The sequence below is a fragment of the Sphingomonas sp. C3-2 genome (assembly GCF_033025475.1).
Taxonomy (GTDB): domain Bacteria; phylum Pseudomonadota; class Alphaproteobacteria; order Sphingomonadales; family Sphingomonadaceae; genus Sphingobium_A.
This window is the reverse complement of sequence record NZ_CP130322.1, coordinates 831,767-853,672: the sequence shown is the minus strand read 5'-3', so window position 1 is coordinate 853,672 and position 21,906 is coordinate 831,767. Positions and strand designations below refer to the sequence as shown.

Below are 21,906 nucleotides of genomic sequence, written 5' to 3'. Positions count from 1 at the left end.
AGATTGATTAGGTAACTCAGGCGGCGTCCTTGGCCGCGTAAGCGCCAAACACGCGGGCCAGCTGGCCTGCGGGTGCCTGGGTGACGGAAGCGAGCTTCTGAGCGGGAGCCTGAACGAGGCCCACGATCTTTGCGCGCAGTTCGTCGAGCGAAGGAAGCGCAGCAAGCGCCTTCACGCCATCGGCGTCGAGGAACGTTTCGCCCATCGCGCCGCCCACGATTTCCAACTTGTCGTTGGTCTTCGCGAATTCCACAGCTGCCTTGGCGGCGGCCACGGGGTCGGCGGAGGTGGCGATCGCCGTCGGGCCGGTCAGCAGGTCGCTGATCGGTGCATACGGCGTGCCTTCGAGCGCGATCTTGGCAATGCGGTTCTTCGCTACTTTGTAGCTGGCACCAACTTCGCGCATCTTCCCACGCAGATCCGTCGACTGGGCGACGGTGAGGCCGAGATTGCGGGTGATAACCACCACGCTGGTCTCGGAGAAGACGCTGTTCAGTTCGGCGACCAGCTCAGCTTTTTGAGCACGATCCATGCCATTCTCCACGTAATTCCGGTTTCGCACCACGCAAAACCGGCAAATCCCGCGATCAGGGCATGCGCCGAAACGCACGCGCCCAGGCGCGGGGTGTTTTGGTCCGAGGGGAATGTATCGCCTGCCTGAGTGGCAGACCCTGAAATCAGCGCGAAAGCGTGGCTCAGGGCATATGAAACTGTTCCCCGTCTAGGCTGGAAATTAAGCAGGCAAATCCCTGCACCAACTGTCTCGGACGGCGATCGGGCGGCAAAGCCTTCCGATCAAGGGCGAGCGCATAGCAGATTCGGCTCGCCCGTCAAGCTTTGGCGCGGTCAGGGTGCGGCGCGGGCGGGCATCTGCATCAGATTTTCGAAGGTCAGCACGGCCACGCCGTCCTGGTTGGTCACGCTCGTCGCGGTGCGCAGCATGCCGCGGTCGGGGCGGCTTTTCGACCGGCTGACCTCCACGATCTCGCGGCGCACCGTCAGCCAGTCGCCGGGGCGTACCGGGTGAAGCCAGCAGAGATTGTCGATTCGCACGCCCAGCATCGGCGTGTTGCCGAAAGGTGCGGTGTCGACATATTCGCGCATCACGCGCGATGCGACATGCCATCCGCTCGCGATGATCCCGCCGAACCGTCCCTTGGCGGAGGCTTCGGCGTCCACATGCATGGGTTGCGGATCATATTCGCGGGCAAAGGCCAGGATCTCCGCCTCGGTGATCTGAAAGGGCTGGCCCGTCCAGCTTTCGCCGGGCGTCAGGTCTTCAAGATATAGATCAGGGTTCTGCATGTCGGCATTGTGCGCAGTGGGGCGGGGGAGTCCAGTCCGATCGATCGGTTGATCTAAAACAAAAAGGGCCGGAGTTTCCTCCAGCCCTTTCCGTTTGTCCTGTCGTGCGATCAGGCGACTGCGACTTCCGCAGTGTCCACGCGCACGCCCGGGCCCATCGACGAGCTGAGGGCGATCTTCTTCAGATACTTGCCCTTGGCGCCCGACGGCTTTGCCTTGACGACAGCGTCAACCAGCGCGTCGAAATTCGCGCGCAGGTCTTCGGCCGAGAACGATGCCTTGCCGATGCCCGAGTGAATGATGCCGGCCTTTTCGACGCGGTATTCAATCTGGCCGCCCTTGGCTGCCTTGACGGCTTCGGCGACGTTCGGGGTCACGGTGCCCAGCTTCGGGTTCGGCATCAGGCCCTTCGGACCCAGAACCTTACCGAGGCGGCCGACCAGGCCCATCATGTCCGGGGTCGCGATGCAGCGATCGAACTCGATCTTGCCGCCCTGGATGATTTCGAGCAGGTCTTCTGCGCCAACCACGTCTGCGCCGGCAGCCTTGGCTTCGTCAGCCTTGTTGCCCTTGGCGAAAACGCCAACGCGAACGGTCTTGCCGGTGCCCTTGGGCAGGGTGACGACGCCGCGGACCATCTGGTCGGCGTGGCGCGGGTCAACGCCCAGGTTCAGTGCGATTTCGACGGTTTCGTCGAACTTGGCGGTCGCGTTTGCCTTGATCAGTGCAATCGCTTCATCAACGCCGTGCAGCTTGTCACGGTCGATGCTCTGGGCGAGGGTCTTTGCCTTCTTGGTCTGCTTAGCCATGGTTTCAGCCCTCCACCACTTCGAGGCCCATCGAGCGGGCGCTGCCTTCGATGATCTTCGTCGCCGCTTCGATGTCGTTGGCGTTCAGATCCTTCATCTTCAGCTCGGCGATTTCAGCCAGCTTCGAACGGGCAATCTTGCCAGCGCTCGCCTTGCCGGGTTCCTTCGAGCCCGACTTCAGGTTGGCGGCCTTCTTGATGAGGAAGGTGGCCGGCGGCGTCTTCGTGATGAACGAGAAGCTGCGATCGGCATAGACGGTGATGATCGTCGGAATCGGCATGCTCTTTTCAAGGTCGCCGGTGGCGGCGTTGAAAGCCTTGCAGAATTCCATGATGTTCACGCCGCGCTGACCCAGTGCAGGGCCGATCGGCGGCGAGGGATTGGCGGCGCCAGCAGGCACCTGGAGCTTGATATAGCCCGTAATCTTCTTTGCCATGGTTCACTCTCTTTCAAGTTTAGCGGTTCTTGCAGCCCAAAGGCCTCCCGCAAGTTCGTACCCCGGCCGAAGCCGGGGTACTCTGGTCCTGGCCGTCGCCAGGGCCAAATTCTTATTTCGCGCGCTCGACCTGTTCGAAATCCAGTTCGACCGGGGTGGCGCGGCCAAAGATCGATACCGCGACCTTGACCTTGTTCTTTTCGAAATCGAGTTCCTCGACAAGGCCGTTGAAGCTCGCGAACGGGCCATCGAGAACCTTGACGCTGTCGCCGATTTCGAAATCGACCTTGATCTTGTGCTTGGGTGCTGCGGCGGCTTCCTCCTTGGTGTTGAGGATTCGCGCGGCTTCCGCTTCGCTGATCGGCTGCGGCTTGCCCGACGATCCGAGGAAGCCCGTCACCTTCGGGGTGTTTTTCACCAGGTGATAGACGTCGTCGTTCATCTCGAGCTTCGCCAGCACATAGCCGGGGAAGAACTTGCGTTCGGACTGGACCTTCTTGCCACGGCGGACTTCGGTCACCGTCTCGGTCGGAACCTCGACCGCTTCCACGAGCCGTTCGAGACCCATGCGCGTGGCTTCCGCCATGATCGCGTCACGAACCTTGTTTTCAAAGCCCGAATAGGCGTGAATGATGTACCAGCGCGACATTCTCGTCCCTAAAAACTTGTCAGCCGATGAGGCTGAGCAGTGCCTTAACGATGCGGCTGAATACCGTATCGACCGTGAAGAAGAACAGCGCAAGAATGGTGGTCATGATGAGAACCATGACCGTGGTCAGGATCGTCTCACGGCTGGACGGCCAAACGACTTTCGCCGTTTCCGCTCGGACCTGCCGGATGAACTCGCCGGGATTGATCTTCGCCACGCTGCTCGCCTTCAAAATCCAATAGACAACGAAAATGAGGCCGTAGGCAACCGTCCGGCCTCATCGACCAGAGTCGCCTGCCGACCTCAATTTCAGATCCCGATCTAATCCGCGCCGCCTGTTGTGGCAAGCGTGGCAGGGGCAGAGGGACTCGAACCCACGACCCTCGGTTTTGGAGACCGATGCTCTACCAACTGAGCTATACCCCTAGTCTCGGGAAGAGCCCGGCCATTAGCCGCCGCTGCGGGGAAGCGCAAGTGCTTCAATGCGTTTATTCGCGGATTGCTGCGCGCTTCAGGTGAAAAAATCGTCCGCGACGATGTTCTGGGTCAGCATTATCTGGCAATATTCGCCGTCGAGATTGACGAGCGAAAGCGCATGGACATCCTCGGCGGGCCATATCCTGCCGCGTCGGTCGCGCACCGGATAGGCGAAGCAGGCATCTTCAGCCAGAATCGCGTCGAACCCCAGATTGCCGGCCATGCGGGCGGTCGCCTCCACCGAATTGTTGGTGAGCACCCCTGCCAGCACGAGCCTTTCGATTCCCGCGCGGCGCAGCGCGTCCTCCAGTCCGGTGCCGATAAAGGCGCTGTTGCGGTGCTTGGGGACGATCGTTTCCTGCGCCAAGGGCGACAGTTCGGGTTTGAAATCATGTCCTGCCTGTCCCGGCCGATAGGCGGAATCGGGCTCGGTCGAATCATGCCGGACGTGAATTACCGGCCAGTGTTTTGCGCGCCAGTGCGCCAGCAGCGTGGCTGCGCGCTCCTCCGCCTGTGGATTGTTGCGCGGGCCGTGTTGCGCCCAGAGCGGATCGTCGATCGCGCGTTGCAGGTCGATCAGGATCAGGGCAGGGGGCGTTTGCATTGGGTGAGCTTAACTGGCTCGGGCGCGATTGTCAGGCGCTGGCAGCAATCGGCGATGCGTCCTGATTCACCAGCGCTGCGGCATGGGCCGGGCTCATGGGATGGCCGAAATAATAGCCCTGCACCTTGCTGCACCCCAATTGCCGGGCGATTTTCACCTCTTCCTCGGTTTCGGCGCCTTCGGCGGTCGTGCTCATGCCCAGGCTCTGCGCCAGCGCCACCACCGCGCGGATGATCGCGAGGCTTTCGCTGTTGTTGCGCGCCGCACCCTCGACAAAGCTTCGGTCGATCTTGATCGTCGAGAACCGGGTCTTGCGCAGATAGCCGAGCGCTGAATAGCCGGTGCCGAAATCGTCGAGCGTCAGGCGAATGCCGAGGCGGAGCACCTGATCGAGAATATTGATCGCCCCCGTGCCCTCGCGCAGAAAAATGCTCTCGGTCACCTCAAGCTCAAGCCGTTCCGGCGCAAGCCCGCTGTGCGACAAGGCCGACACCACCGACGACACGAAGTGGGGATCGTTCAGTTGTTCGGGGGAGACGTTCACCGCGACGCGGATGGGGGCGGGCCAGCGCGCGGCCTCGATGCACGCGGTGCGCAGCACCCATTCACCGATCCGCGTGATCAGCCGGGTGTCCTCGGCGACGGGGATGAACTTATAGGGCGGAACAGCGCCCAGTTCGGGGTGGTCCCAGCGCAAAAGCGCTTCGAACGCCTCGATCGCGGCCGCGCTCGTCGAGATGACCGGCTGATAGACGATCCGCATCTGTCCGGCTTCCAGCGCGCCGTGCAGCGCGCTTTCAAGCGCGCGGCGCTCTTCGGCATCCGCATGAAGCTGCGGCTCGTACCGGTGATAGCGCCCGCCGCCGGCATCCTTGGATCGGTACAGGGCGAGGTCGGCGCTGCGGACGAGCGTCTCGGGCGTTGATCCGTCTTCCGGGGCCACGGCGATCCCGATGCTCGCGCCTATGTATAGCGAATGCCCGTCCACCTCATAGGGCGCGGAAAGCGATTCGATGATCGCCTGAGCCAGTTCGTCGATATGTTCGATCACGGCGACATTGCGGATCACCACCGCAAATTCGTCGCCGCCCAGGCGCCCGCACAGATCCTGCGCGGCCATCAGGGCGTTGAGCCGTGCCGCCACCTGGCCCAGCAACCGGTCTCCGAGCGGGTGGCCGAGCGTGTCGTTGACCGCCTTGAATCGGTCGAGGTCGATCATCAAGAAGGCGCAGCGCGGCGGAATGGCCCCGCACGGTTCCAGTGCCCGGCTCAGCATTTCGTTCAGGCTCAGTCGGTTGGGCAGGCCTGTCAGCATGTCGGATCGGGCCAGCCGGTTGATCTGGTCGGCGGAGGTGCGTTCGGCGGTCACGTCAGACCCGACACCCCGAAACCCCATGAAATTGCCATGCACATCGGTCTTGGGCGCGGCGGACAGCGCCAGCCAGCGTATTTCGCCCTGCCGATCGATCGGCACGATCAGGTTGGCGAAACTCGTCCGCGTTGCCAAGCGGTCGATGAGCGGCGCAAGGGCGGCGGCGTTGCCATCTTCCGACGCCGACATCAGCATCGATGGCAGCGTCATTCCAATCAGTTCCTCGGCCGGTTTGCCGAGGGCCGCGGCAAAGCGGGGCGCGATTGAGGTCATGCGTCCCTGCATGTCGGTCTGCCATAGCCAGTCTGCGTTTTCGTCCTCGAATTCGCGCAGCAACAGGCTCACGACTTCCTTATTCTCGCTGAGTTCAAGCGTGGCGACGCGGTTCAGCACAAAGGCGCGGCCGCTTCGCATGGCGGAGACGACAAGTATGGCCGTGTAGCAGAGCGTCACCACCATCGGGATGATATGCCCGAGCGCCGCCAGTTGCGCCGCCCATGTGAATCCGATCAGCAGCAGGAAGGTGATCGTCGCCACCGGAACGGTAACGAGGATTGCGGTCGATACCGCCATTAGAAAGGCCGATATCGCCCAGAGCGCGAGCAACCCGCCCGTATCCGCGTGCGGCGCGAACAAAATGATCGGGATGCACCAGACAAGGCCGGTCAGCAGCGAACCAATGGTTTCGCGGTGGAGGTTTACCAGCGTTGCGGAACGGTCCGCCCAGTGGCGGGCGCTTATCCGGTCATGCGCGTTGAAGCCGGTGGTGGCGATGGTCAGCACCAGCCAGCCATACAGCGTTTGAGCACCGATCTGCTCCCGGAACGCGATGATGAGGAGCAGCGCGGCGAACATATTGGCAGCAAAGCGAAATAGTGCGGTGCGGTGGAGCACGCTCAACTGGGCCGCGCGCACGGCACCCAGATTGCGGGCAGCCGAATCACTCAGCCCCAATATGGTCAGCCACCCGATATCGGGCGCAATTCCCCCTATCATCCGATTCTGGTCCACATGGGCGGACATAGCGGAGACAGGTTAGCGAGAAGTTGCCGAGGCGGCCGGGCTATGCCGAATTGCAGTTCGGGCGACAGGAATGTCCTGCCGCCCGAACAATTTTATCAGTCTTGCCGGATAAGGTCAGGCGGCCAGATCGAAGGGCTGGATCTCGCCCGACAGATACAGGTTGCGCGCCTTGGCGCGGCTGAGCTTGCCCGAGCTGGTGCGCGGCAGCGTCCGCGGCGGAACCAGTTCGATGACGCAGTTCATGCCAGTGATCGAACGTACCTTTTCGCGGATTTCCTCGCGCAGGCGGACGCGTTCGGCATTGTCCGACGTGCGGCAATGGACGAGCACGGCGGGGGTTTCCTCGCCACCGGCGGTGGTGATCGAGAACGCCGCGATGTCGCCCTGCTTGAAGCCGGGGAGCTGCTCCACGGCCCATTCAATGTCCTGCGGCCAGTGGTTCTTGCCGTTGATGATGATCATGTCTTTGGCGCGGCCGACAATATAGATGTAGCCATCGGACATATAACCCATGTCGCCGGTGTCGAGCCAACCATCGCGCATGCACGCATCGGTGGCTTCCTGATCCCGGAAATAGCCCGCCATGACCGACGGCCCCTTGCACCAGACCTTGCCGATCGTGCGGTCGGGCAGCGCGCCGCCATCCTCGTCGCGGATCTCGATGGTCATGTCGCGGCAGGGTTTGCCGCAATTGACGATGGCGCGGTAACGCTGCGGCCGGTCTTCGGCGCCCGCGCCGCCCGACAATTCGGTTTCCTCGACCAGTTCGACGACGATGCCTTCGCCCGGGGGCATGATCGACACCGCAAGCGTTGCTTCGGCAAGGCCGTAGCTGGGGAGGAAGGCCGATGCCTTGAAGCCGGCTTCGGCAAAGGCATCGACAAAGCTCTGCATCACGTCGGGGCGGATCATGTCCGCGCCATTGCCCGCAAGCCGCCAGCGCGACAGGTCGAAACGGTCCGACGCGCGCGTCTGGCTCGACATGCGACGGGCGCAGATGTCATAGCCGAAGGTCGGCGAATAGCTGATCGAGGTGCCGGTGTTGCGGCTGATCATGTCGAGCCAGGCGAGCGGCCGGCGCGCGAAATCCTCGGTCTTCAGATAGTCGGTCGAAACCTGATTGGCGACCGGCGACAGGAAGCAGCCGACCAGACCCATGTCATGATACCAGGGCAGCCACGAAATGCAGCGGTCCTCGGGGGCCAGTTCCATGCCATGCGAATGCGCGGCCAGATTGTTGAGCAGCGCATGGTGGGTCACGGCCACGCCGTGCGGAAAGCGGGTGGAGCCGCTGGAATATTGCAGATAGCAGATATCGTCCGGCTTGGCTTCGGGAAGCGGGGCGGGCGTTGCGGCGCGCGCGCCGAAATCTTCCCAGGCCATCCCTTCGACATCCGACTGGGTCGCTGCCTCACCGGCCATCGTCGCCAGTTCGGCCGGGAAGAGCAGCATCTTCGGGTCGGAGCTTTGCAACTGGACCTTGAGCTGGTCGATATAGCTGTCACGACCGCCGAACGAGGTGGGCAGGGGCAGCGGCACGGGCCATGCACCGGCATAGACGGTGCCGAAGAACAGGGCAGCGAACTCGGGGCCGGTTTCGGCGATCAGCGCGATACGGTCGCCGGGGGCGATTCCGTGCGCGATCAGACGATAGGCATAGTCGAGCGCATCTTCGCGCAGTTCGGAGTAGCGATAGGGGTGCGCCAGATTGCCGCGCGCATCGTGAAAATTCAGGCCGCGTTTGCCGGTGGCGGCATAGTCGAGCGCGTCGCCAAGCGTGTTGAAGTCGGAAAAACGACGCGCCAGCCCATCCTGGGTCGGGGTCGGTTCAAGAATTTGCATATCAGCGACCTTTGAGCCGGGCGCGGCATTCCTTGCTATATTAAGCATGTCACAGCGTCCCTTGTTGCCGGAATTGCCGTGGTTTTGAACCCAGCAGGCGCACCGGCGCGAATTATCACAGTTTCGCCTTCTAACGATAAAGGCGCGTTCAAAATCCGGCCCGACTGTGGCACAAACGTGGCGGTGACGGGAAAACAACCAAAAACCGGGCGTCCGGCGCTACAGGCGGCTGACCTTGAACGTCTGGCGCTCCATTATGTCGAACGCTACGCCACCTCAAGGGCCAGATTGCAGGCTTATTTGCATCGCAAGCTGCGCGAGCGCGGCTGGGCGGGGGAGGCGCCGCCGCCGGTGGAACAGCTCGCCGAGCGGATGGCAGAGCTCGGCTATGTCAACGACGCGCTTTTTGCCGAAATGCGCGCGACCGCACTCACCCGGCGCGGCTATGGCAGCCGCCGCGTGGAAGAGGCGCTGCGACTCGCGGGGATCGAGGATTCGGACGCAGGGGCTGCGCGCACGGTGGCGGAGGAGGGCGCATGGGATGCCGCGATGCGTTTTGCCAGCCGGCGCCGGATCGGCCCCTATGGCGCTTCGCCCGCTGATGAACCTACGCGTAAACGGCAGTTTTCCGCGATGTTGCGCGCAGGTCATTCCTTTGAATTCTCGAAAAGAATAGTCTCGGCCGCTCCCGGCGATGAACTTGAAGAACCGTTGTGAAACATTCCTCTTCTCAAGGTTTGGTATTTCTGGTTCCTATGTTACCTTCAACTGGGGAAGCACATGAATGGAGGGGACCGCTCGCGTGCATGAGACTGGTCGCTTGGAGGCATTAGATCACGGTTCGGCTTTTGGGGCCGGCCATGAGACTGCTCACACAAATTCCATTTCGGCCGGATCGGCCGATCTGGAGGTTCTGGAACGCCATTCGGGCACCATCAAATGGTTCGATGCAACGCGGGGCTTCGGCTTCATGGTTGCCGAGGACGGATCGGGCGATGTGCTCATCCATTTCTCGGTCCTGCGTGAGCATGACCGTAGGAGCCTGCCCGAAGGGACGCGGCTCGTCTGCCTTGCGGTGCGCCGCAATCGCGGGCTTCAGGCGCGCAAGATTTTGACCTTCGACCTGTCGACCGCGATCGGGCCCGATTTCGACAAGCAGGCGCGTGATCGTGCCAGCCGTGTCGATCCGATGGAGTTCGTCGACGAAGCCGGGCCTTTCGAAAAGGTAACGGTGAAATGGTTCAACCGGGTCAAGGGCTACGGTTTCCTTGTTCGCGACGATGATGAGAGCGACATTTTCGTCCATATGGAAACGCTTCGGCGCGCGGGCCTCATTGACATTGAAACCGGGGATACGCTTCACGCACGCAGTGTGAAGGGCAACAAGGGGTTGCTCGCCGTGGTCGTTGAAAGGCCTCACTGAACCGATGAAGACATATCTGGCGTGTGTGCTGGCGCTTTCTGCAATGCTGGGCGGCTGCAGTGGGGCGACGTCTGCCGTGGCCGCGAATCAGGCCGAAGAGGCCGTTCTCATCCCGCTTTCGGTGAAAACCGCCGATCGCACGATCGCTTTCCGCGTCGAGGTTGCGCGCAGCTTTGAGGAACAGCAGCGGGGCCTGATGTTCCGGACCCAGCTGCCCGACGATGGCGGGATGATCTTTCCCTTCGCAACGCCGCGCCCGGCGTCGTTCTGGATGAAGAACACGCTCATCCCTCTCGATATGATCTTCATCCGGCAGGACGGTAGCATTGCGCGCATAGCGCGGGAGGCCACACCCCACTCGCTGGAGCCTGTCGACTCGGGAGAGCCGGTCATTGCCGTTTTCGAGATCGCCGGTGGCCGCTCGGACGCGCTCGGCATCCGCGAAGGCGACAAGGTAAGCTGGGAAGGCGGCCCGCAACCCCGCTGAACGCCGCGATCGGGCGAAAAGCGGTTTGCTAACGGCCTGCTTTGCAGTAACGGAGCGCCTATGGGCATTTTCAAGAATATTTTCACTTGGTGGGAAGGCGCGACCTTCGGCACCGCGCTCAACACGATGCGCAATGGCCGCAAGGTCGGCGAGGACCATCTGGGCAATGTCTATTACGAAGGGCGCGCGCAGGATGGCCGTCGCGGTCGTCGTTGGGTCATCTACAAGGGCTTGAACGATTCAAGCCGCGTGCCGCCCGAATGGCACAGCTGGCTCCACGGCACGATCAGCGGCACGCCCGATGAAGTGATGCCCCCGGCGCGCGCCTGGCAGGTGGAGCCCATGCCCAACCTTACCGGCACGCCGCAGGCCTATCGTCCTGCGGGCGCGCTTGAAAAGGGTGGTCAGCGGGCCAAGGCCACTGGCGATTATGAGGCATGGACGCCCGGCGCGTGAGCAAGCGCTGGGTGCTGGGCGGTGTGGCCGCGGTCGTGCTTGGCGCGGCTGGCTGGCAGGCTGTCTCGGCGCTTCAGGATCAACAGCCGCAGGCGCCCGCAACGCCCCGCGCCGCGGCTGAAGCCCTGCCCACCGAAAAGGTCGAGCAGGTCGATGCCCCGGCGGTCGCCGGGACGACGCCGATGGCCGACCGCGTGGCCGTGATCGGCGTGCTCAACAAGCGCAATGGTATTTCCCGCGATCTCACGATGAAGCCCGGCCAGGCGCTGCGGCTGGGCGATGTCATCGTCCGCCTGCGCGCCTGTGAAAAGACCGCGCCCTGGGAGCCCGAGCAACTGACCGGCGCCTTTGTCCAGGTCGATGTGAAGGACGCCAAGGACAAATGGGGCCGGGTATTCTCGGGCTGGCTGTTCAAGGAGTCGCCTTCGCTCAACGTCGTCGAGCACCCGGTCTATGATGTGTGGGCCAAGGCCTGCACGATGAATTTCCCCGATACCGGGCCCGATACGGTTGTTTCCGAAGCTGCGTCATCGGCGCCGCGCAAGGCCTCCGCCGCCAGGGAATCGAGCGCCGAGAAGTCGGGTGAGGAAGCCACGCCCGAACCGCCGACCAACGCCGAATCCAGCAACGCGATGTAATCGTCGCGCGGTATTTCGATCGCGCCCAGCGACGCCAGATGATCGGTGATGAACTGGCAGTCGAGCAGCGTAAATCCGCCCAGCCGCAACCGCGCCACCAGATGCGCCAGCGCAACCTTCGAGGCGTCGCGCATCCGGCTGAACATGCTCTCCCCAAAAAACGCGCCGCCCAGCTTGATCCCGTAAAGCCCGCCGACCAGCGCATCCTCGTGCCACACTTCCACCGAATGGGCATGGCCACGCGCGTGGAGCTCGACACAGGCGGATTCGATCTGCGCGTTGATCCACGTGCCCGGCCGGTCGCTCGTTTCCTGCGCGCAGGTGGCGATCACCTCGCGAAACGCCCGGTCGGCGGTCACTATGAACCGGTCGGACTTGATCGTCTTGGCAAGCGAGCGGGAGAGGTGAAAGCCGTCAAGGGGCAACACGCCGCGTTTCTTGGGCTCGACCCAGAACACCTTGTCGGCATCGCGGTCGTCCGCCATCGGAAAGACGCCGCAGGCATAGGCGCGGAGCAGCATCGTTGTGTCGAGTGGTTGCACGCCCTCAATATGCGGCTTTAACCCCGCCTTATCAATGGCCCCGCATTGGTTTTGCGCCGCTCAGCCTTTGTTCGATCACGCGCCATAATTCGCTGAAGGCCTGCCCGGCGTTGGAACGAGGGGCAAATGCATGCACCGGGGCACGTTCGACACCCATTTGTTCGACCGCGCTCGCCATGGGAATGGCAGGCCAGCTTGGCCGGGCGTCGGTGGCGGTGCGGTGGAGCACGCGGCGCTGGTCCACCATCGAATAGATGGGGATGATCGCACCGTCCGCGCCCTTTAGCCGAGAAAGCGTCTGGATCATCTCGTCCAGCGCGCGTTCGGCAAGCGGAGAGGGGATGACGGGTACGGCGATGATATCCGCCGCGCGCAATATCTGCTCGCCGGTCTCGTGCAGCCCGGGCGGGCAATCGAGGATGATCCGGTCATAATCCTTGCGCAGCCCCTCGATCAGCCGCGCCAACCGCTTCTTCTTGGCCAGATCCTCAAGGAACCGGTCAAGCCCGCGCAGCGACGCGCCGGCACCGAGCAGGTCTACGCCCGCTACCGTCGAGGGGCGGATATAATGGGAAGGCGCCACCGATTTCGAGAATATCGCCTCGGCCGAAATGCCGGGCGTCGCGGGGGCGCCGATCAGATAGCTGGCACCCCCTTGCGGATCGAGGTCCCATAACAGCGTTCGCCGGGCGGACTGCTGCGCCGCCGCCCAGGCCAGGTTCACTGCGATCGTGGTTTTGCCGACCCCGCCTTTCAAACTGTAAACAGCAACCGTGCCCATATCGTGCGCCACCCCTTCTGGCTTTCTCGCCCCGGGGTAAACGCACGAAATGTGACAGGGATGTTGCAGTTGGCGCGATTAGCGCCGGATCACAGGATTTCGTGCACTTTTTCCTGCGGGCGGCACAGGCGGACACCCTTTTCGGTCTCGACGATCGGGCGTTCAATGATGATCGGATCGGCCACCATCGCCTTCAGCACCGCCGGTTCGCTCACATGATCAAGGTCGAGGTCCTGCACCAGCTTTTCCTTGCGGCGCAGCCCGTCATGCGGGGTCATGCCGGCGCGGGCGTAGAGCGCACCCAGCTTTTCGGGGGACGGTGGGTTCTTCAGATACTCGATCACCTCAACCTCGACGCCGGGCTGGTTCTGCAGAATTTCCAGCGTCTTGCGTGATGTGCCGCATTTCGGGTTGTGCCAGATGGTTGCCTTCACGGCCTGCTCCTTGGGTTTGATATAGTGGTCCAATGCGCCGCGCGGCGCATCTGTTCCTTGACGATGGCGATGGGGGGATCAGCCGCGTGCGGGAATGTTCAGCCCGCGCTGCACGGCCGGACGGGCAAGTCCACGCTCCAGCCATGCGGGCACGTGCTTCAGGCTGGCGAAATCGACCAGCTCGCCCGCATCGTAGAAACCGATCAGGTTGCGCACCCAGCCCAGCATCGAAATATCGGCGATGGTGTAATCCTCGCCCATGATCCAGTCGCGCCCGTCCAGCCGGCTCTCAAGAACACCCAGCAGGCGCTTGCTTTCGGCCACATAGCGCTGGAGGGGGCGCTTGTCCTCATATTCGCGGCCCGCGAATTTGTGGAAAAAACCAACCTGACCGAACATCGGCCCGATCGCCGCCATCTGGAAGAAGACCCACTGGATCGTCTCGTAACGCTGGTGGACGTCGTGCGGGATGAACTTTCCGGTCTTGTCGGCCAGATAGAGGAGGATCGCGCCCGATTCGAACAGCGCCAGCGGCTGGCCGCCGGGGCCGTCCGGATCGATGATCGCCGGGATTTTGCCATTGGGGTTGAGCGCCAGATATTCGGGCGTCCAGGTCTCGTTCGCGCCGATATCGATCAGATGGGGCTCATAGGGAAGCCCGATCTCTTCCAGCATGATCGAAGCCTTCACGCCATTGGGCGTGGGTAGCGAATAAAGCTGAATACGGTCCGGATGCTTGGCCGGCCAGCGCCTCGTAATCGGAAACGCGGTAAGATCAGGCATCCGGACCTCCTTAGTCTATGCTCGAAATGCGCTCAGGCGTCGTCCTGCTTGGCCAGCCATTCTTCCAGCCACTTGATCGTATAGTCGCCCGACTGGAATTCGGGATCGTCGAGCAGCGCCTGATGCAGCGGGATCGTGGTCTTCATGCCCTCGATCACGAATTCCTGCAGCGCGCGGCGCAGACGGCGAAGGGCGCCCTGACGGGTCGTGCCGTATACGATCAGCTTGGCAATCATGCTGTCGTAATAAGGCGGCACCTTGTACCCGGCATACAGCCCGCTATCGACGCGCACGTGCATGCCGCCCGGCGCGTGGAAGCTCTTCACCAGGCCCGGCGAGGGGGCAAAGGTGCGCGGGTCTTCGGCATTGATACGGCATTCGATCGCATGGCCGCGGAACTGCACATCCTGCTGGCGCAGGGTCAGCGGGTTGCCTTCGGCGATGCGGATCTGTTCGCGGACGAGGTCGAGGCCGGTGATCGCTTCGGTCACCGGATGCTCCACCTGCAGGCGGGTGTTCATCTCGATGAAGTAGAACTCGCCATTTTCGTACAGGAACTCGATCGTGCCAGCGCCGCGATAGCCCATTTCGGCCATGGCCTTGGCGCAGATCGCACCCATTTCGTCGCGCTGTGCGTGGCTGAGGATGGGGGAGGGCGCTTCTTCCAGAACCTTCTGGTGGCGGCGCTGCAGCGAACAGTCGCGCTCCCCCAGATGGATGGCGTTGCCGCTGCCGTCGCCGAACACCTGGAATTCAATGTGGCGCGGGTTGCCGAGATATTTTTCCATATAGACGGTGTCGTCGCCGAACGCCGCCTTGGCCTCGCTCTTGGCCTGGCCGATCAGGCTTTCGAGCTGATCGGCGCTTGGCACCACCTTCATCCCGCGGCCGCCGCCGCCCGATGCCGCCTTGATCAGCACCGGATACCCGATCTGTTCGGCGATGATCTTGGCGCTTTCAATGCCGGTCAGCGCGCCGTCCGAACCCGGAACCAGCGGCAGGCCCAGCTTGCCCGCGGTGCGCTTGGCCTCGACCTTATCGCCCATCGTGCGGATATGTTCCGGCTTGGGGCCGACAAAGACGATGCCGTGCGATTCAACGATCTCGGCGAACTGCGCGTTTTCCGAAAGGAAGCCATAGCCGGGATGGATCGCATCGGCATGGCTGATCTCGGCAGCCGAGATGATGTTGGGGATGTTGAGATAGCTCTCGCCCGCCGGCGGCGGGCCGATGCAGATCGCCTCGTCGGCCAGGCGCACGTGCATGGCGTCCGCGTCTGCGGTCGAATGCACGGCTACCGTCCGGATGCCCATTTCGTGCGCCGCGCGGTGGATGCGCAGCGCGATCTCGCCGCGATTGGCGATCAGGAGCTTCTCGATCTTCATGGTCGCTTACTCGACGACAACGAGCGGCTGGTCGTATTCGACCGGCTGGCCATTTTCGACGAGGATGGCGGTCACGCGGCCACCGCTCGGCGCGGTGATCGGGTTCATCACCTTCATCGCTTCGACGATGAGGAGCGTGTCGCCGGCCTTCACGGTGCTGCCGATGGTCACGAAGCTCGCGGCATCCGGTTCGGGCGCGAGATAGACGGTACCGACCATGGGCGACTTGATTGCATTGGCAGGCGCTGCCGCTGCGGGTGCCTCGGCTGCGGGCGCTGCCGCTGCAACAGGCGCTGCTGCCACCGGCGCGGCCATCGCCACGGGGGCTGCTGCCGCAATCGTGACGTTACGGGCAACGCGGATGCGGCGATCGCCGTCCTGCACCTCGATTTCGGTCAGCTTGCTGTCGTCGAGCAGTTCTGCCAGCTGGCGAACCAGCGCCGGGTCGATCTGCATGGTGTCGTTGGTTTTTTCAGTCGTCATCCGACCCTCATTTTACCCCTTGAAGCGAGCGCTATTGTCAGAGACGGGCGGCCGCGTCCAGCGCAAGGGAATAGGAGAGCGCGCCGAAGCCCGCAATGGTTCCCTTGGCCGCGCGGCCTACATAACTGACATGGCGAAAGCTTTCCCGCGCATGCGGGTTTGAAAGATGGACCTCGATAACGGGCACGGTGATCGATTTGATCGCGTCGTGCAGCGCCACCGAAGTATGCGTGTAACCGCCCGGATTGAGGATAACCGCCTGTGCGCCCTCGGCATTCGCCTCGTGCAGCCAGTCGATCAGATGCCCCTCATGGTTCGATTGGCGCATGTCGATGACAAGCCCCAGTTCGCGTGCCCGGTCTTCCAGACGGTCTGCAATGTCGTCCAGCGTGTCAGATCCGTAGATTTCCGGTTCGCGCAGCCCAAGCAGGTTGAGATTGGGGCCGTTGAGCACGAACACGGTCTTTGTATCTGCCATTACGAGCCTTTCGGTTGCGGCATTGCCAAGGGGCTCCCTATATGGCCCGCGACGGAAACACGCAAAGGTTTGAGTTGAATGAGCACGGACGGAACGGTTTCGATCGAGGTGAACGGCGAACATCGCAGGATCGTATCGGGCATGTCGATTGCCGATCTCGCTGCCGAACTGGGGCTCGATCCCGCCAAGGTCGCGGTCGAACGCAATCTCGAGGTCGTCCCCCGTTCGACTCTCGCCGATGTGAAGGTCGAGGATGGCGACCAGCTCGAAATCGTCCATTTCGTGGGCGGCGGCCAGTCGGACGATGACAGCTGGACCGTGGCGGGCCACACCTTCCGCTCGCGCCTAATCGTCGGCACCGGCAAGTACAAGGACTTCGCCGAAAACGCCGCCGCGGTTGAGGCGTCGGGGGCGGAAATCGTCACGGTTGCCGTGCGCCGGGTGAATATCGCCGATCCCAAGGCGCCGATGCTCACCGATTTCATCGATCCCAAAAAGATCACCTATCTCCCCAACACCGCAGGCTGCTTCACCGCCGATGACGCGATCCGCACGCTGCGCCTTGCGCGCGAAGCCGGGGGCTGGGATCTGGTCAAGCTCGAGGTGCTGGGCGAGGCCAAGACGCTGTACCCCGACATGCGCGAGACGCTGCGCGCGACCGAGGTCCTCGCCAAGGAAGGCTTCAAGCCGATGGTCTACTGCGTCGACGATCCGATCGCGGCGAAGCAGCTTGAGGATGCGGGCGCGGTTGCGGTGATGCCGCTGGGCGCGCCGATCGGCTCGGGGCTCGGTATCCAGAACCGCGTCACGATTCGCCTGATCGTCGAGGGCGCCAAGGTGCCCGTGCTGGTTGATGCCGGCGTCGGCACCGCGTCGGATGCGGCGGTCGCGATGGAGCTGGGGTGTGACGGCGTCCTGATGAACACCGCCATCGCCGAGGCGAAGAACCCCCTCATGATGGCACGCGCGATGAAGGCGGCGGTCGAGGCGGGGCGTCTTTCCTATCTGGCCGGCCGCATGGGCAAGCGCCGCTATGCCGATCCGTCGAGCCCGCTTGCCGGATTGATCTGATCGCGCGGCGCTGCGTTATCCCCGTGCGGGGGTAACGGAGGCCGGACATGCCGGGTGATGCAGCGGCACGCGATCACATGGTGGCCCGCCAGATCGAGGCGCGGGGTATTCACAGCCCGCGCCTGCTGGCGGCGATGCGCACGGTGCCGCGCCACCTCTTCCTGCCAGAGGAAGAGCGCCCTTACGCCTATGATGATTGCCCGCTCCCGATTGGGGCGGGGCAGACCATATCCCAGCCCTATATCGTCGCATTGATGATCGATGCGGCGGAGATCGACGCGGGGGCGAGCGTGCTCGAAGTGGGCGCAGGATCGGGCTACGCGTCCGCCGTCATGGGGCAGATCGCCGCCTCGGTCCATGCGCTCGAACGCCGCGCCCCGCTTGCGGCGGAGGCGGCAGGCCGGATCGCCGATCTGCATCTGGGCAATGTCCATATCATTGCCGCAGACGGGCTGTCGGGCTGGCCTGCTGCCGCACCCTATGACGCGATCATCGTCTCGGCTGCTGGCACCCATGTCCCTTCCGCATTGCTTTACCAGCTGAAAATCGGCGGACGCCTCGTCATGCCGGTGGCGCAACCGGGCGATGGTCAGGCGTTGATGCTCTACCGGCGCATGGGGAAGGGCGATTTTTCCGCGCACGGCCTTTGCGATGTGCGCTTCGTCCCGCTTCTCAGCGGCGTTGATCCGGGCCTTGCCGACGATATCGCCTGAGCCCACCGATTGTCGGTACGACGCAACCGTCTGTCGCACCTTCCGAAACCCGAACGCAAGGCGGTCGTTGTCGCTTCAGCAGCAGTTCGGAAGTTTACTCCCTCTTTCGGGCTGCGGGAGCTCGGGGCCTGCCGAGGGTCGCAGGAAGGGCCTCGTTCCCTCATCGGAGCGAGGCCCTTTTCTTGCGTCAGCCCTCGCCGCGTGCCTTGCGGCCCAGCGCCTGCACCTTGTCCAGCGTCAGGCCGCCTGCGGCGATATTGTTCACCTCGGTCCGGAAATGGATGAGCCGCACGCCGGTTTGCTCCAGCGCTTCGTCGAGCGCGGCCGGGAAGGCGTCGGTGCTGTCCACCGTCGTCGCCCAGGCACCATAAGCGCGCGCCAGCGCCGCAAAGTCCGGGTTGACCAACGTGGTTGCCGAAACACGGCCGGGATATTCGCGCTCCTGATGCATGCGGATCGTGCCATAGGCGCCGTTGTCGATCACCAGCACCAGCATGTTGCAGCCATAACGGATCGCGGTCGCCAGTTCCTGTCCGTTCATCAGGAAGTCGCCGTCTCCCGCCAGCGCCACCACCTGCCGGTCGGGATGGCGCAGGCACGCGGCCACTGCGGCGGGCAGGCCATAGCCCATCGCGCCTGCGGTCGGCGCCAACTGGCTGCCCGGCTTGTAGCGCCAGTGGCGATGCCACCAGCCGGAAAAATTCCCCGCGCCGTTGCAGATGAAGGTGTCGGCGGGCAGCTTTTCGCGCATCGCCTTCACGCACATGCCAAGGTCCAGTTGCACGTCGACGGGCACGGGCTCGTTCCACGCCTCCCACTCGCCGTGCGCCTCCTTGCCCGCGTCGAAATCGAGCAGATCATCCTCCCATAGCGACGCCTCCTCGGCGAATTCGCGCATATCCGCGCAGATCGCCAGATCGGCGCGGTACACGCGGTTCAGCTCATTGGGGTCGGGGTGGACATGGATCAGTATCTGGTCGGGGTGATCGGGCGTGATCAGCGAATAACCATCAGTCGTCGCCTCGCCCAATCGCGCGCCTACCGCCAGAATCAGGTCGGCATTGCGCACGCGCTCCACCAGCTTGGGGTTGGGTCCATAGCCCAGATTGCCCGCCCAAACGGCGCTGTCATTGTCGATCGCATCCTGCCGGCGGAATGCGGCCGCCACCGGAATGCCGACGCGTTCGGCCCATTCCTTGAAATAATGCGCGGCGCCTGCGCACCAGCCCGCGCCGCCCACGATTGCAATCGGCGCGCACGCGTCCTTCAGCAGGTCGACCATCGTCATCAGCGCTTCGGCATCGGGCGCCTGTTCAGGCGGCACGACGCGCGGGCGATCGATCGCCTCCACCGCATCGCACAGCATGTCTTCGGGCAGCGCCAGCACCACCGGGCCGGGGCGTCCCGACATCGCGGTGGCATAGGCGCGCGCGACATATTCGGGAATGCGCCGCGCATCGTCGATCCGCGCCGCCCATTTGGCGAGTGGGGTGAACATCGCCTGAAAATCGACTTCCTGAAATCCCTCACGGTCGCGGTCGCCGCGCGCAACGTCGCCGATGAACAGGATCATTGGCGTCGAATCCTGCATCGCGACGTGCACGCCGATCGATGCATTGGTGGCGCCCGGCCCGCGCGTGACGAAGGCGATACCCGGTCGCCCGGTCATCGCGCCGTCCGCCTCGGCCATGAAGGTGACACCACCTTCCTGACGGCAGATCACCGTTTCGATCTGAGGGGTATCGTGCAGCGCGTCGAGCACGGCGAGAAAGCTTTCGCCCGGCACGGTGAAAATCCGATCGCAGCCCTGCGCGATCAACTGGTCGACAAGGATGCGGCCGCCGGTTCTGGCTGGCATGGCACTCGCTCTCCGGATTGTTTTTTCCTTGTCGAAAGGGGTGGCCTTTGCTCTCATCCAAGTCAACAGCCGCCGGGCGCGCAGAGGGGAGGGGCAGGATGATCGCAGTCCATCAGGTCGCATCGGGCCTGCGTTTTCCCGAAGGGCCCGTGGCCATGGCCGATGGCAGCGTCATTCTGGTCGAGATCGCAGCGGGCCGGATCACGCGGGTGCAACCGGATGGTTCCCTGTCCGCCGTCGCCGAAACCGGGGGCGGGCCCAATGGGCTGGCGTTGGGGCCGGACGGGCATCTCTATGTCTGCAACAATGGCGGTTTCGGCTGGGCGGAGGCGGGCGGACTGCTCGTTCCCCACGGCACCGCGTCCGATTATGCGGGCGGGGCGATCCAGCGCGTGGATATCGCCACGGGCGCGGTCGAAACGCTCTACACCCATGCGGGCGATGTGTCCCTGCGTGGTCCGAACGACATCGTCTTCGATGCGCATGGCGGCTTCTGGTTCACCGATCATGGCAAAACCGGCCCGCGCTCACGCGATGTCGTCGGTGTCTTCTATGCCCGGGCTGACGGCAGCCACATCGAGGAAGTGATCTTCCCGCTCGAAAACCCGAACGGCATCGGCCTCTCTCCCGATGGCAACACGCTCTATGTCGCCGAAACCTATACCTCCAAGCTCTGGGCGTTTGATCTCGACGGCCCCGGCCGGGTTCGCAGCACCCCGGGGCTCACCGGCGGCGGTGGCCGCTTCCTCTATTCGCCTGCCGGCTACACCTATTTCGACAGCCTTGGGGTCGAGGCGTGCGGCAATATCTGCGTCGCGACCGTGGGGCAGGGCGGCATTACCGTGATCTCGCCGGAAGGCGAACTGATCGATTTCGTGCCGATGGACGATCCCTTCACCACCAATATCTGCTGGGGCGGCGTGGATATGGCCACGGCCTTCATCACCCTGTCGGGCACGGGGCGGCTGGTGCGGATGGATTGGCCACGCCCCGGTCTGCGGCTTGCGGGGTGTGCTGGCTGATCGGTTGAAACGCGCCCAAGGTGCAAGAATGGCAATCGCGGCTTCGGGCTTTGCAAGCGGCGCGCGATTGACGCTTTGGGAAACCGATTACATCCTCCGCCCATAAAACTTGGGGAGGACCCTGAATGAAAAAACTTTTTCCCGATGCGCAGGCTGCGCTTGAGGGGCTGTTGTTCGACGGCATGACGCTCTGCGCGGGCGGTTTTGGCCTGTGCGGCATTCCCGAACGCCTGATCGATGCCATCCAGGCATCGGGCGTCAAGAATCTCACCATCGCTTCCAACAATGCCGGCATCGACAATGAAGGCCTGGGCAAGCTGCTGCGCTCGCGGCAGGTGAAGAAGATGATCTCGTCCTATGTCGGCGAGAACAAGGAGTTCGAGCGCCAATATCTCTCGGGCGAGCTTGAGGTCGAGTTCTGCCCGCAGGGCACGCTCGCCGAACGCTGCCGTGCTGGTGGTGCGGGTATTCCCGGCTTCTACACCAAGACGGGCGTCGGCACGCTGGTGGCCGAGGGCAAGGAAGTGAAGCTCTTCGACGGAGAGGAATATATCCTCGAACGCGGCATCCGTGCCGATGTCTCGATCATCAAGGGGTGGAAGGCCGACGAGGCCGGAAACCTCATCTTCCGCAAGACGGCGCGCAACTTCAACCAGCCCATGGCCACCGCAGGCAAGATCTGCGTGGCCGAGGTGGAAGAGGTTGTCCCCGTTGGCAGTCTCGATCCCGATGCGATCCATCTGCCCGGCATCTATGTGAAGCGGATGATCGTGGGTGCGCCCTATGACAAGAAGATCGAATTCACGACCACGCGTGCGCGGGAGGGGGCATAATC

Annotated in this window: 25 protein-coding genes, 1 tRNA gene and 1 pseudogene; 9 read left to right on the top strand and 18 right to left on the bottom strand. The window is 63.3% G+C overall.

The features are described 5' to 3' along the window. Positions 1-16: 16 nt before the first annotated feature. From rplJ to QYC26_RS04115, 10 genes are all read right to left on the bottom strand, one after another. Positions 17-532, bottom strand: coding sequence for a 50S ribosomal protein L10 (rplJ, locus tag QYC26_RS04160; protein ID WP_317514133.1), 516 nt, complete (start codon positions 530-532; stop codon positions 17-19). 314 nt (positions 533-846) lie between these two features. Next, the gene (locus QYC26_RS04155; protein ID WP_317514132.1) at positions 847-1,305 is read right to left on the bottom strand and encodes a MaoC family dehydratase; all 459 of its coding nucleotides are present in this window, start codon (positions 1,303-1,305) and stop codon (positions 847-849) included. Between the two features lie 110 nt (positions 1,306-1,415). Continuing rightward, the gene (gene rplA / locus QYC26_RS04150) at positions 1,416-2,114 is read right to left on the bottom strand and encodes a 50S ribosomal protein L1 (RefSeq protein ID WP_317514131.1); all 699 of its coding nucleotides are present in this window, start codon (positions 2,112-2,114) and stop codon (positions 1,416-1,418) included. Positions 2,115-2,118: 4 nt separating this feature from the next. Continuing rightward, entirely contained in the window at positions 2,119-2,550 is a 432-nt protein-coding gene (gene rplK, locus QYC26_RS04145; RefSeq protein WP_317514130.1) for a 50S ribosomal protein L11, read from the bottom strand. Positions 2,551-2,662: 112 nt separating this feature from the next. Next, positions 2,663-3,199, bottom strand: coding sequence for a transcription termination/antitermination protein NusG (nusG, locus tag QYC26_RS04140; protein ID WP_317514129.1), 537 nt, complete (start codon positions 3,197-3,199; stop codon positions 2,663-2,665). 19 nt (positions 3,200-3,218) lie between these two features. Continuing rightward, the gene (gene secE / locus QYC26_RS04135; protein ID WP_317514128.1) at positions 3,219-3,416 is read right to left on the bottom strand and encodes a preprotein translocase subunit SecE; all 198 of its coding nucleotides are present in this window, start codon (positions 3,414-3,416) and stop codon (positions 3,219-3,221) included. Between the two features lie 133 nt (positions 3,417-3,549). Then, positions 3,550-3,625 (bottom strand) — tRNA-Trp (locus QYC26_RS04130). A gap of 85 nt (positions 3,626-3,710) precedes the next feature. Continuing rightward, the gene (locus QYC26_RS04125) at positions 3,711-4,280 is read right to left on the bottom strand and encodes a cysteine hydrolase family protein (RefSeq protein ID WP_317514127.1); all 570 of its coding nucleotides are present in this window, start codon (positions 4,278-4,280) and stop codon (positions 3,711-3,713) included. Between the two features lie 31 nt (positions 4,281-4,311). Further along, complete coding sequence (locus QYC26_RS04120) at positions 4,312-6,648, bottom strand: putative bifunctional diguanylate cyclase/phosphodiesterase (protein WP_317514126.1); 2,337 nt, start codon at positions 6,646-6,648, stop codon at positions 4,312-4,314. Positions 6,649-6,789: 141 nt separating this feature from the next. Further along, a complete protein-coding gene (locus tag QYC26_RS04115; RefSeq protein WP_317514125.1) occupies positions 6,790-8,517 on the bottom strand; it encodes a fatty acyl-AMP ligase in 1,728 nt (575 codons plus the stop codon). Between the two features lie 78 nt (positions 8,518-8,595). On the opposite strand from QYC26_RS04115, the gene QYC26_RS04110 reads away from it, so the two are divergent. The 5 genes and pseudogenes from QYC26_RS04110 to QYC26_RS04090 form a co-directional block, all read left to right on the top strand. Next, positions 8,596-9,234, top strand: coding sequence for a regulatory protein RecX (locus tag QYC26_RS04110; RefSeq protein ID WP_317514124.1), 639 nt, complete (start codon positions 8,596-8,598; stop codon positions 9,232-9,234). A 103-nt stretch (positions 9,235-9,337) separates the two neighbouring features. Beyond that, on the top strand, positions 9,338-9,940 hold the full coding sequence (locus tag QYC26_RS04105; protein WP_411197627.1) for a cold-shock protein: 603 nt from the start codon (positions 9,338-9,340) through the stop codon (positions 9,938-9,940). A 4-nt stretch (positions 9,941-9,944) separates the two neighbouring features. Continuing rightward, on the top strand, positions 9,945-10,427 hold the full coding sequence (locus QYC26_RS04100; protein WP_317514123.1) for a DUF192 domain-containing protein: 483 nt from the start codon (positions 9,945-9,947) through the stop codon (positions 10,425-10,427). A gap of 60 nt (positions 10,428-10,487) precedes the next feature. Next, positions 10,488-10,883, top strand: coding sequence for an NADH:ubiquinone oxidoreductase subunit NDUFA12 (locus QYC26_RS04095; RefSeq protein WP_317514122.1), 396 nt, complete (start codon positions 10,488-10,490; stop codon positions 10,881-10,883). Continuing rightward, a pseudogene (locus QYC26_RS04090) lies at positions 10,865-11,299 on the top strand (DUF2155 domain-containing protein); the annotation flags it as partial. The gene QYC26_RS04095 and the pseudogene QYC26_RS04090, both read left to right, overlap by 19 nt. 35 nt (positions 11,300-11,334) lie before the next feature. Here QYC26_RS04090 and aat read toward each other — a convergent pair. The 7 genes from aat to aroQ form a co-directional block, all read right to left on the bottom strand. Beyond that, positions 11,335-12,063 carry a leucyl/phenylalanyl-tRNA--protein transferase gene (aat, locus tag QYC26_RS04085; RefSeq protein ID WP_317514121.1) on the bottom strand — a complete coding sequence of 243 codons (729 nt, stop codon included), beginning with the start codon at positions 12,061-12,063 and terminating at the stop codon, positions 11,335-11,337. 31 nt (positions 12,064-12,094) lie between these two features. Beyond that, a complete protein-coding gene (locus QYC26_RS04080; RefSeq protein WP_317514120.1) occupies positions 12,095-12,844 on the bottom strand; it encodes a ParA family protein in 750 nt (249 codons plus the stop codon). An 89-nt stretch (positions 12,845-12,933) separates the two neighbouring features. Next, positions 12,934-13,278 carry an arsenate reductase (glutaredoxin) gene (gene arsC, locus QYC26_RS04075; protein ID WP_317514119.1) on the bottom strand — a complete coding sequence of 115 codons (345 nt, stop codon included), beginning with the start codon at positions 13,276-13,278 and terminating at the stop codon, positions 12,934-12,936. A 78-nt stretch (positions 13,279-13,356) separates the two neighbouring features. Beyond that, positions 13,357-14,061, bottom strand: a complete 705-nt coding sequence (locus tag QYC26_RS04070; protein WP_317514118.1) for a glutathione S-transferase N-terminal domain-containing protein — start codon at positions 14,059-14,061, stop codon at positions 13,357-13,359. Positions 14,062-14,093: 32 nt separating this feature from the next. Further along, positions 14,094-15,446 (bottom strand): acetyl-CoA carboxylase biotin carboxylase subunit, encoded by a 1,353-nt coding sequence (gene accC / locus QYC26_RS04065; RefSeq protein WP_317514117.1) that lies wholly within the window; start codon positions 15,444-15,446, stop codon positions 14,094-14,096. 6 nt (positions 15,447-15,452) lie between these two features. Next, positions 15,453-15,929, bottom strand: a complete 477-nt coding sequence (gene accB / locus QYC26_RS04060) for an acetyl-CoA carboxylase biotin carboxyl carrier protein (RefSeq protein ID WP_317514116.1) — start codon at positions 15,927-15,929, stop codon at positions 15,453-15,455. Positions 15,930-15,966: 37 nt separating this feature from the next. After that, on the bottom strand, positions 15,967-16,407 hold the full coding sequence (gene aroQ, locus QYC26_RS04055) for a type II 3-dehydroquinate dehydratase (RefSeq protein ID WP_317514115.1): 441 nt from the start codon (positions 16,405-16,407) through the stop codon (positions 15,967-15,969). A gap of 78 nt (positions 16,408-16,485) precedes the next feature. On the opposite strand from aroQ, the gene thiS reads away from it, so the two are divergent. Both thiS and QYC26_RS04045 read left to right on the top strand, forming a co-directional pair. Beyond that, a complete protein-coding gene (gene thiS / locus QYC26_RS04050) occupies positions 16,486-17,478 on the top strand; it encodes a sulfur carrier protein ThiS (RefSeq protein ID WP_317514114.1) in 993 nt (330 codons plus the stop codon). A 47-nt stretch (positions 17,479-17,525) separates the two neighbouring features. Next, the gene (locus QYC26_RS04045; protein WP_317514113.1) at positions 17,526-18,191 is read left to right on the top strand and encodes a protein-L-isoaspartate(D-aspartate) O-methyltransferase; all 666 of its coding nucleotides are present in this window, start codon (positions 17,526-17,528) and stop codon (positions 18,189-18,191) included. A 187-nt stretch (positions 18,192-18,378) separates the two neighbouring features. Here QYC26_RS04045 and QYC26_RS04040 read toward each other — a convergent pair whose 3' ends face one another. Next, positions 18,379-20,049 (bottom strand): thiamine pyrophosphate-binding protein, encoded by a 1,671-nt coding sequence (locus tag QYC26_RS04040; RefSeq protein ID WP_317514112.1) that lies wholly within the window; start codon positions 20,047-20,049, stop codon positions 18,379-18,381. A 98-nt stretch (positions 20,050-20,147) separates the two neighbouring features. Here QYC26_RS04040 and QYC26_RS04035 point away from each other — a divergent pair, with 98 nt between their 5' ends. Together QYC26_RS04035 and QYC26_RS04030 are read left to right on the top strand one after the other, a co-directional pair. Next, positions 20,148-21,071: an SMP-30/gluconolactonase/LRE family protein gene (locus tag QYC26_RS04035; RefSeq protein WP_317514111.1), complete on the top strand. Its 924-nt coding sequence runs from the start codon at positions 20,148-20,150 to the stop codon at positions 21,069-21,071. A 125-nt stretch (positions 21,072-21,196) separates the two neighbouring features. Next, positions 21,197-21,904: a CoA transferase subunit A gene (locus tag QYC26_RS04030; protein ID WP_317514110.1), complete on the top strand. Its 708-nt coding sequence runs from the start codon at positions 21,197-21,199 to the stop codon at positions 21,902-21,904. The last annotated feature ends 2 nt before the right edge of the window (positions 21,905-21,906 follow it).

What these genes read in the sequence shown, in the direction of transcription:
- rplJ (WP_317514133.1), bottom strand. Translation starts at nt 532, where the DNA reads ATGGATCGTGCTCAAAAAGCTGAGCTGGTCGCCGAACTGAACAGCGTC.
- QYC26_RS04155 (WP_317514132.1), bottom strand. Translation starts at nt 1,305, where the DNA reads ATGCAGAACCCTGATCTATATCTTGAAGACCTGACGCCCGGCGAAAGC.
- rplA (WP_317514131.1), bottom strand. Translation starts at nt 2,114, where the DNA reads ATGGCTAAGCAGACCAAGAAGGCAAAGACCCTCGCCCAGAGCATCGAC.
- rplK (WP_317514130.1), bottom strand. Translation starts at nt 2,550, where the DNA reads ATGGCAAAGAAGATTACGGGCTATATCAAGCTCCAGGTGCCTGCTGGC.
- nusG (WP_317514129.1), bottom strand. Translation starts at nt 3,199, where the DNA reads ATGTCGCGCTGGTACATCATTCACGCCTATTCGGGCTTTGAAAACAAG.
- QYC26_RS04125 (WP_317514127.1), bottom strand. Translation starts at nt 4,280, where the DNA reads ATGCAAACGCCCCCTGCCCTGATCCTGATCGACCTGCAACGCGCGATC.
- QYC26_RS04120 (WP_317514126.1), bottom strand. Translation starts at nt 6,648, where the DNA reads ATGATAGGGGGAATTGCGCCCGATATCGGGTGGCTGACCATATTGGGG.
- QYC26_RS04115 (WP_317514125.1), bottom strand. Translation starts at nt 8,517, where the DNA reads ATGCAAATTCTTGAACCGACCCCGACCCAGGATGGGCTGGCGCGTCGT.
- QYC26_RS04100 (WP_317514123.1), top strand. Translation starts at nt 9,945, where the DNA reads ATGAAGACATATCTGGCGTGTGTGCTGGCGCTTTCTGCAATGCTGGGC.
- QYC26_RS04095 (WP_317514122.1), top strand. Translation starts at nt 10,488, where the DNA reads ATGGGCATTTTCAAGAATATTTTCACTTGGTGGGAAGGCGCGACCTTC.
- QYC26_RS04080 (WP_317514120.1), bottom strand. Translation starts at nt 12,844, where the DNA reads ATGGGCACGGTTGCTGTTTACAGTTTGAAAGGCGGGGTCGGCAAAACC.
- QYC26_RS04070 (WP_317514118.1), bottom strand. Translation starts at nt 14,061, where the DNA reads ATGCCTGATCTTACCGCGTTTCCGATTACGAGGCGCTGGCCGGCCAAG.
- accC (WP_317514117.1), bottom strand. Translation starts at nt 15,446, where the DNA reads ATGAAGATCGAGAAGCTCCTGATCGCCAATCGCGGCGAGATCGCGCTG.
- accB (WP_317514116.1), bottom strand. Translation starts at nt 15,929, where the DNA reads ATGACGACTGAAAAAACCAACGACACCATGCAGATCGACCCGGCGCTG.
- aroQ (WP_317514115.1), bottom strand. Translation starts at nt 16,407, where the DNA reads ATGGCAGATACAAAGACCGTGTTCGTGCTCAACGGCCCCAATCTCAAC.
- thiS (WP_317514114.1), top strand. Translation starts at nt 16,486, where the DNA reads ATGAGCACGGACGGAACGGTTTCGATCGAGGTGAACGGCGAACATCGC.
- QYC26_RS04045 (WP_317514113.1), top strand. Translation starts at nt 17,526, where the DNA reads ATGCCGGGTGATGCAGCGGCACGCGATCACATGGTGGCCCGCCAGATC.
- QYC26_RS04040 (WP_317514112.1), bottom strand. Translation starts at nt 20,049, where the DNA reads ATGCCAGCCAGAACCGGCGGCCGCATCCTTGTCGACCAGTTGATCGCG.
- QYC26_RS04035 (WP_317514111.1), top strand. Translation starts at nt 20,148, where the DNA reads ATGATCGCAGTCCATCAGGTCGCATCGGGCCTGCGTTTTCCCGAAGGG.
- QYC26_RS04030 (WP_317514110.1), top strand. Translation starts at nt 21,197, where the DNA reads ATGAAAAAACTTTTTCCCGATGCGCAGGCTGCGCTTGAGGGGCTGTTG.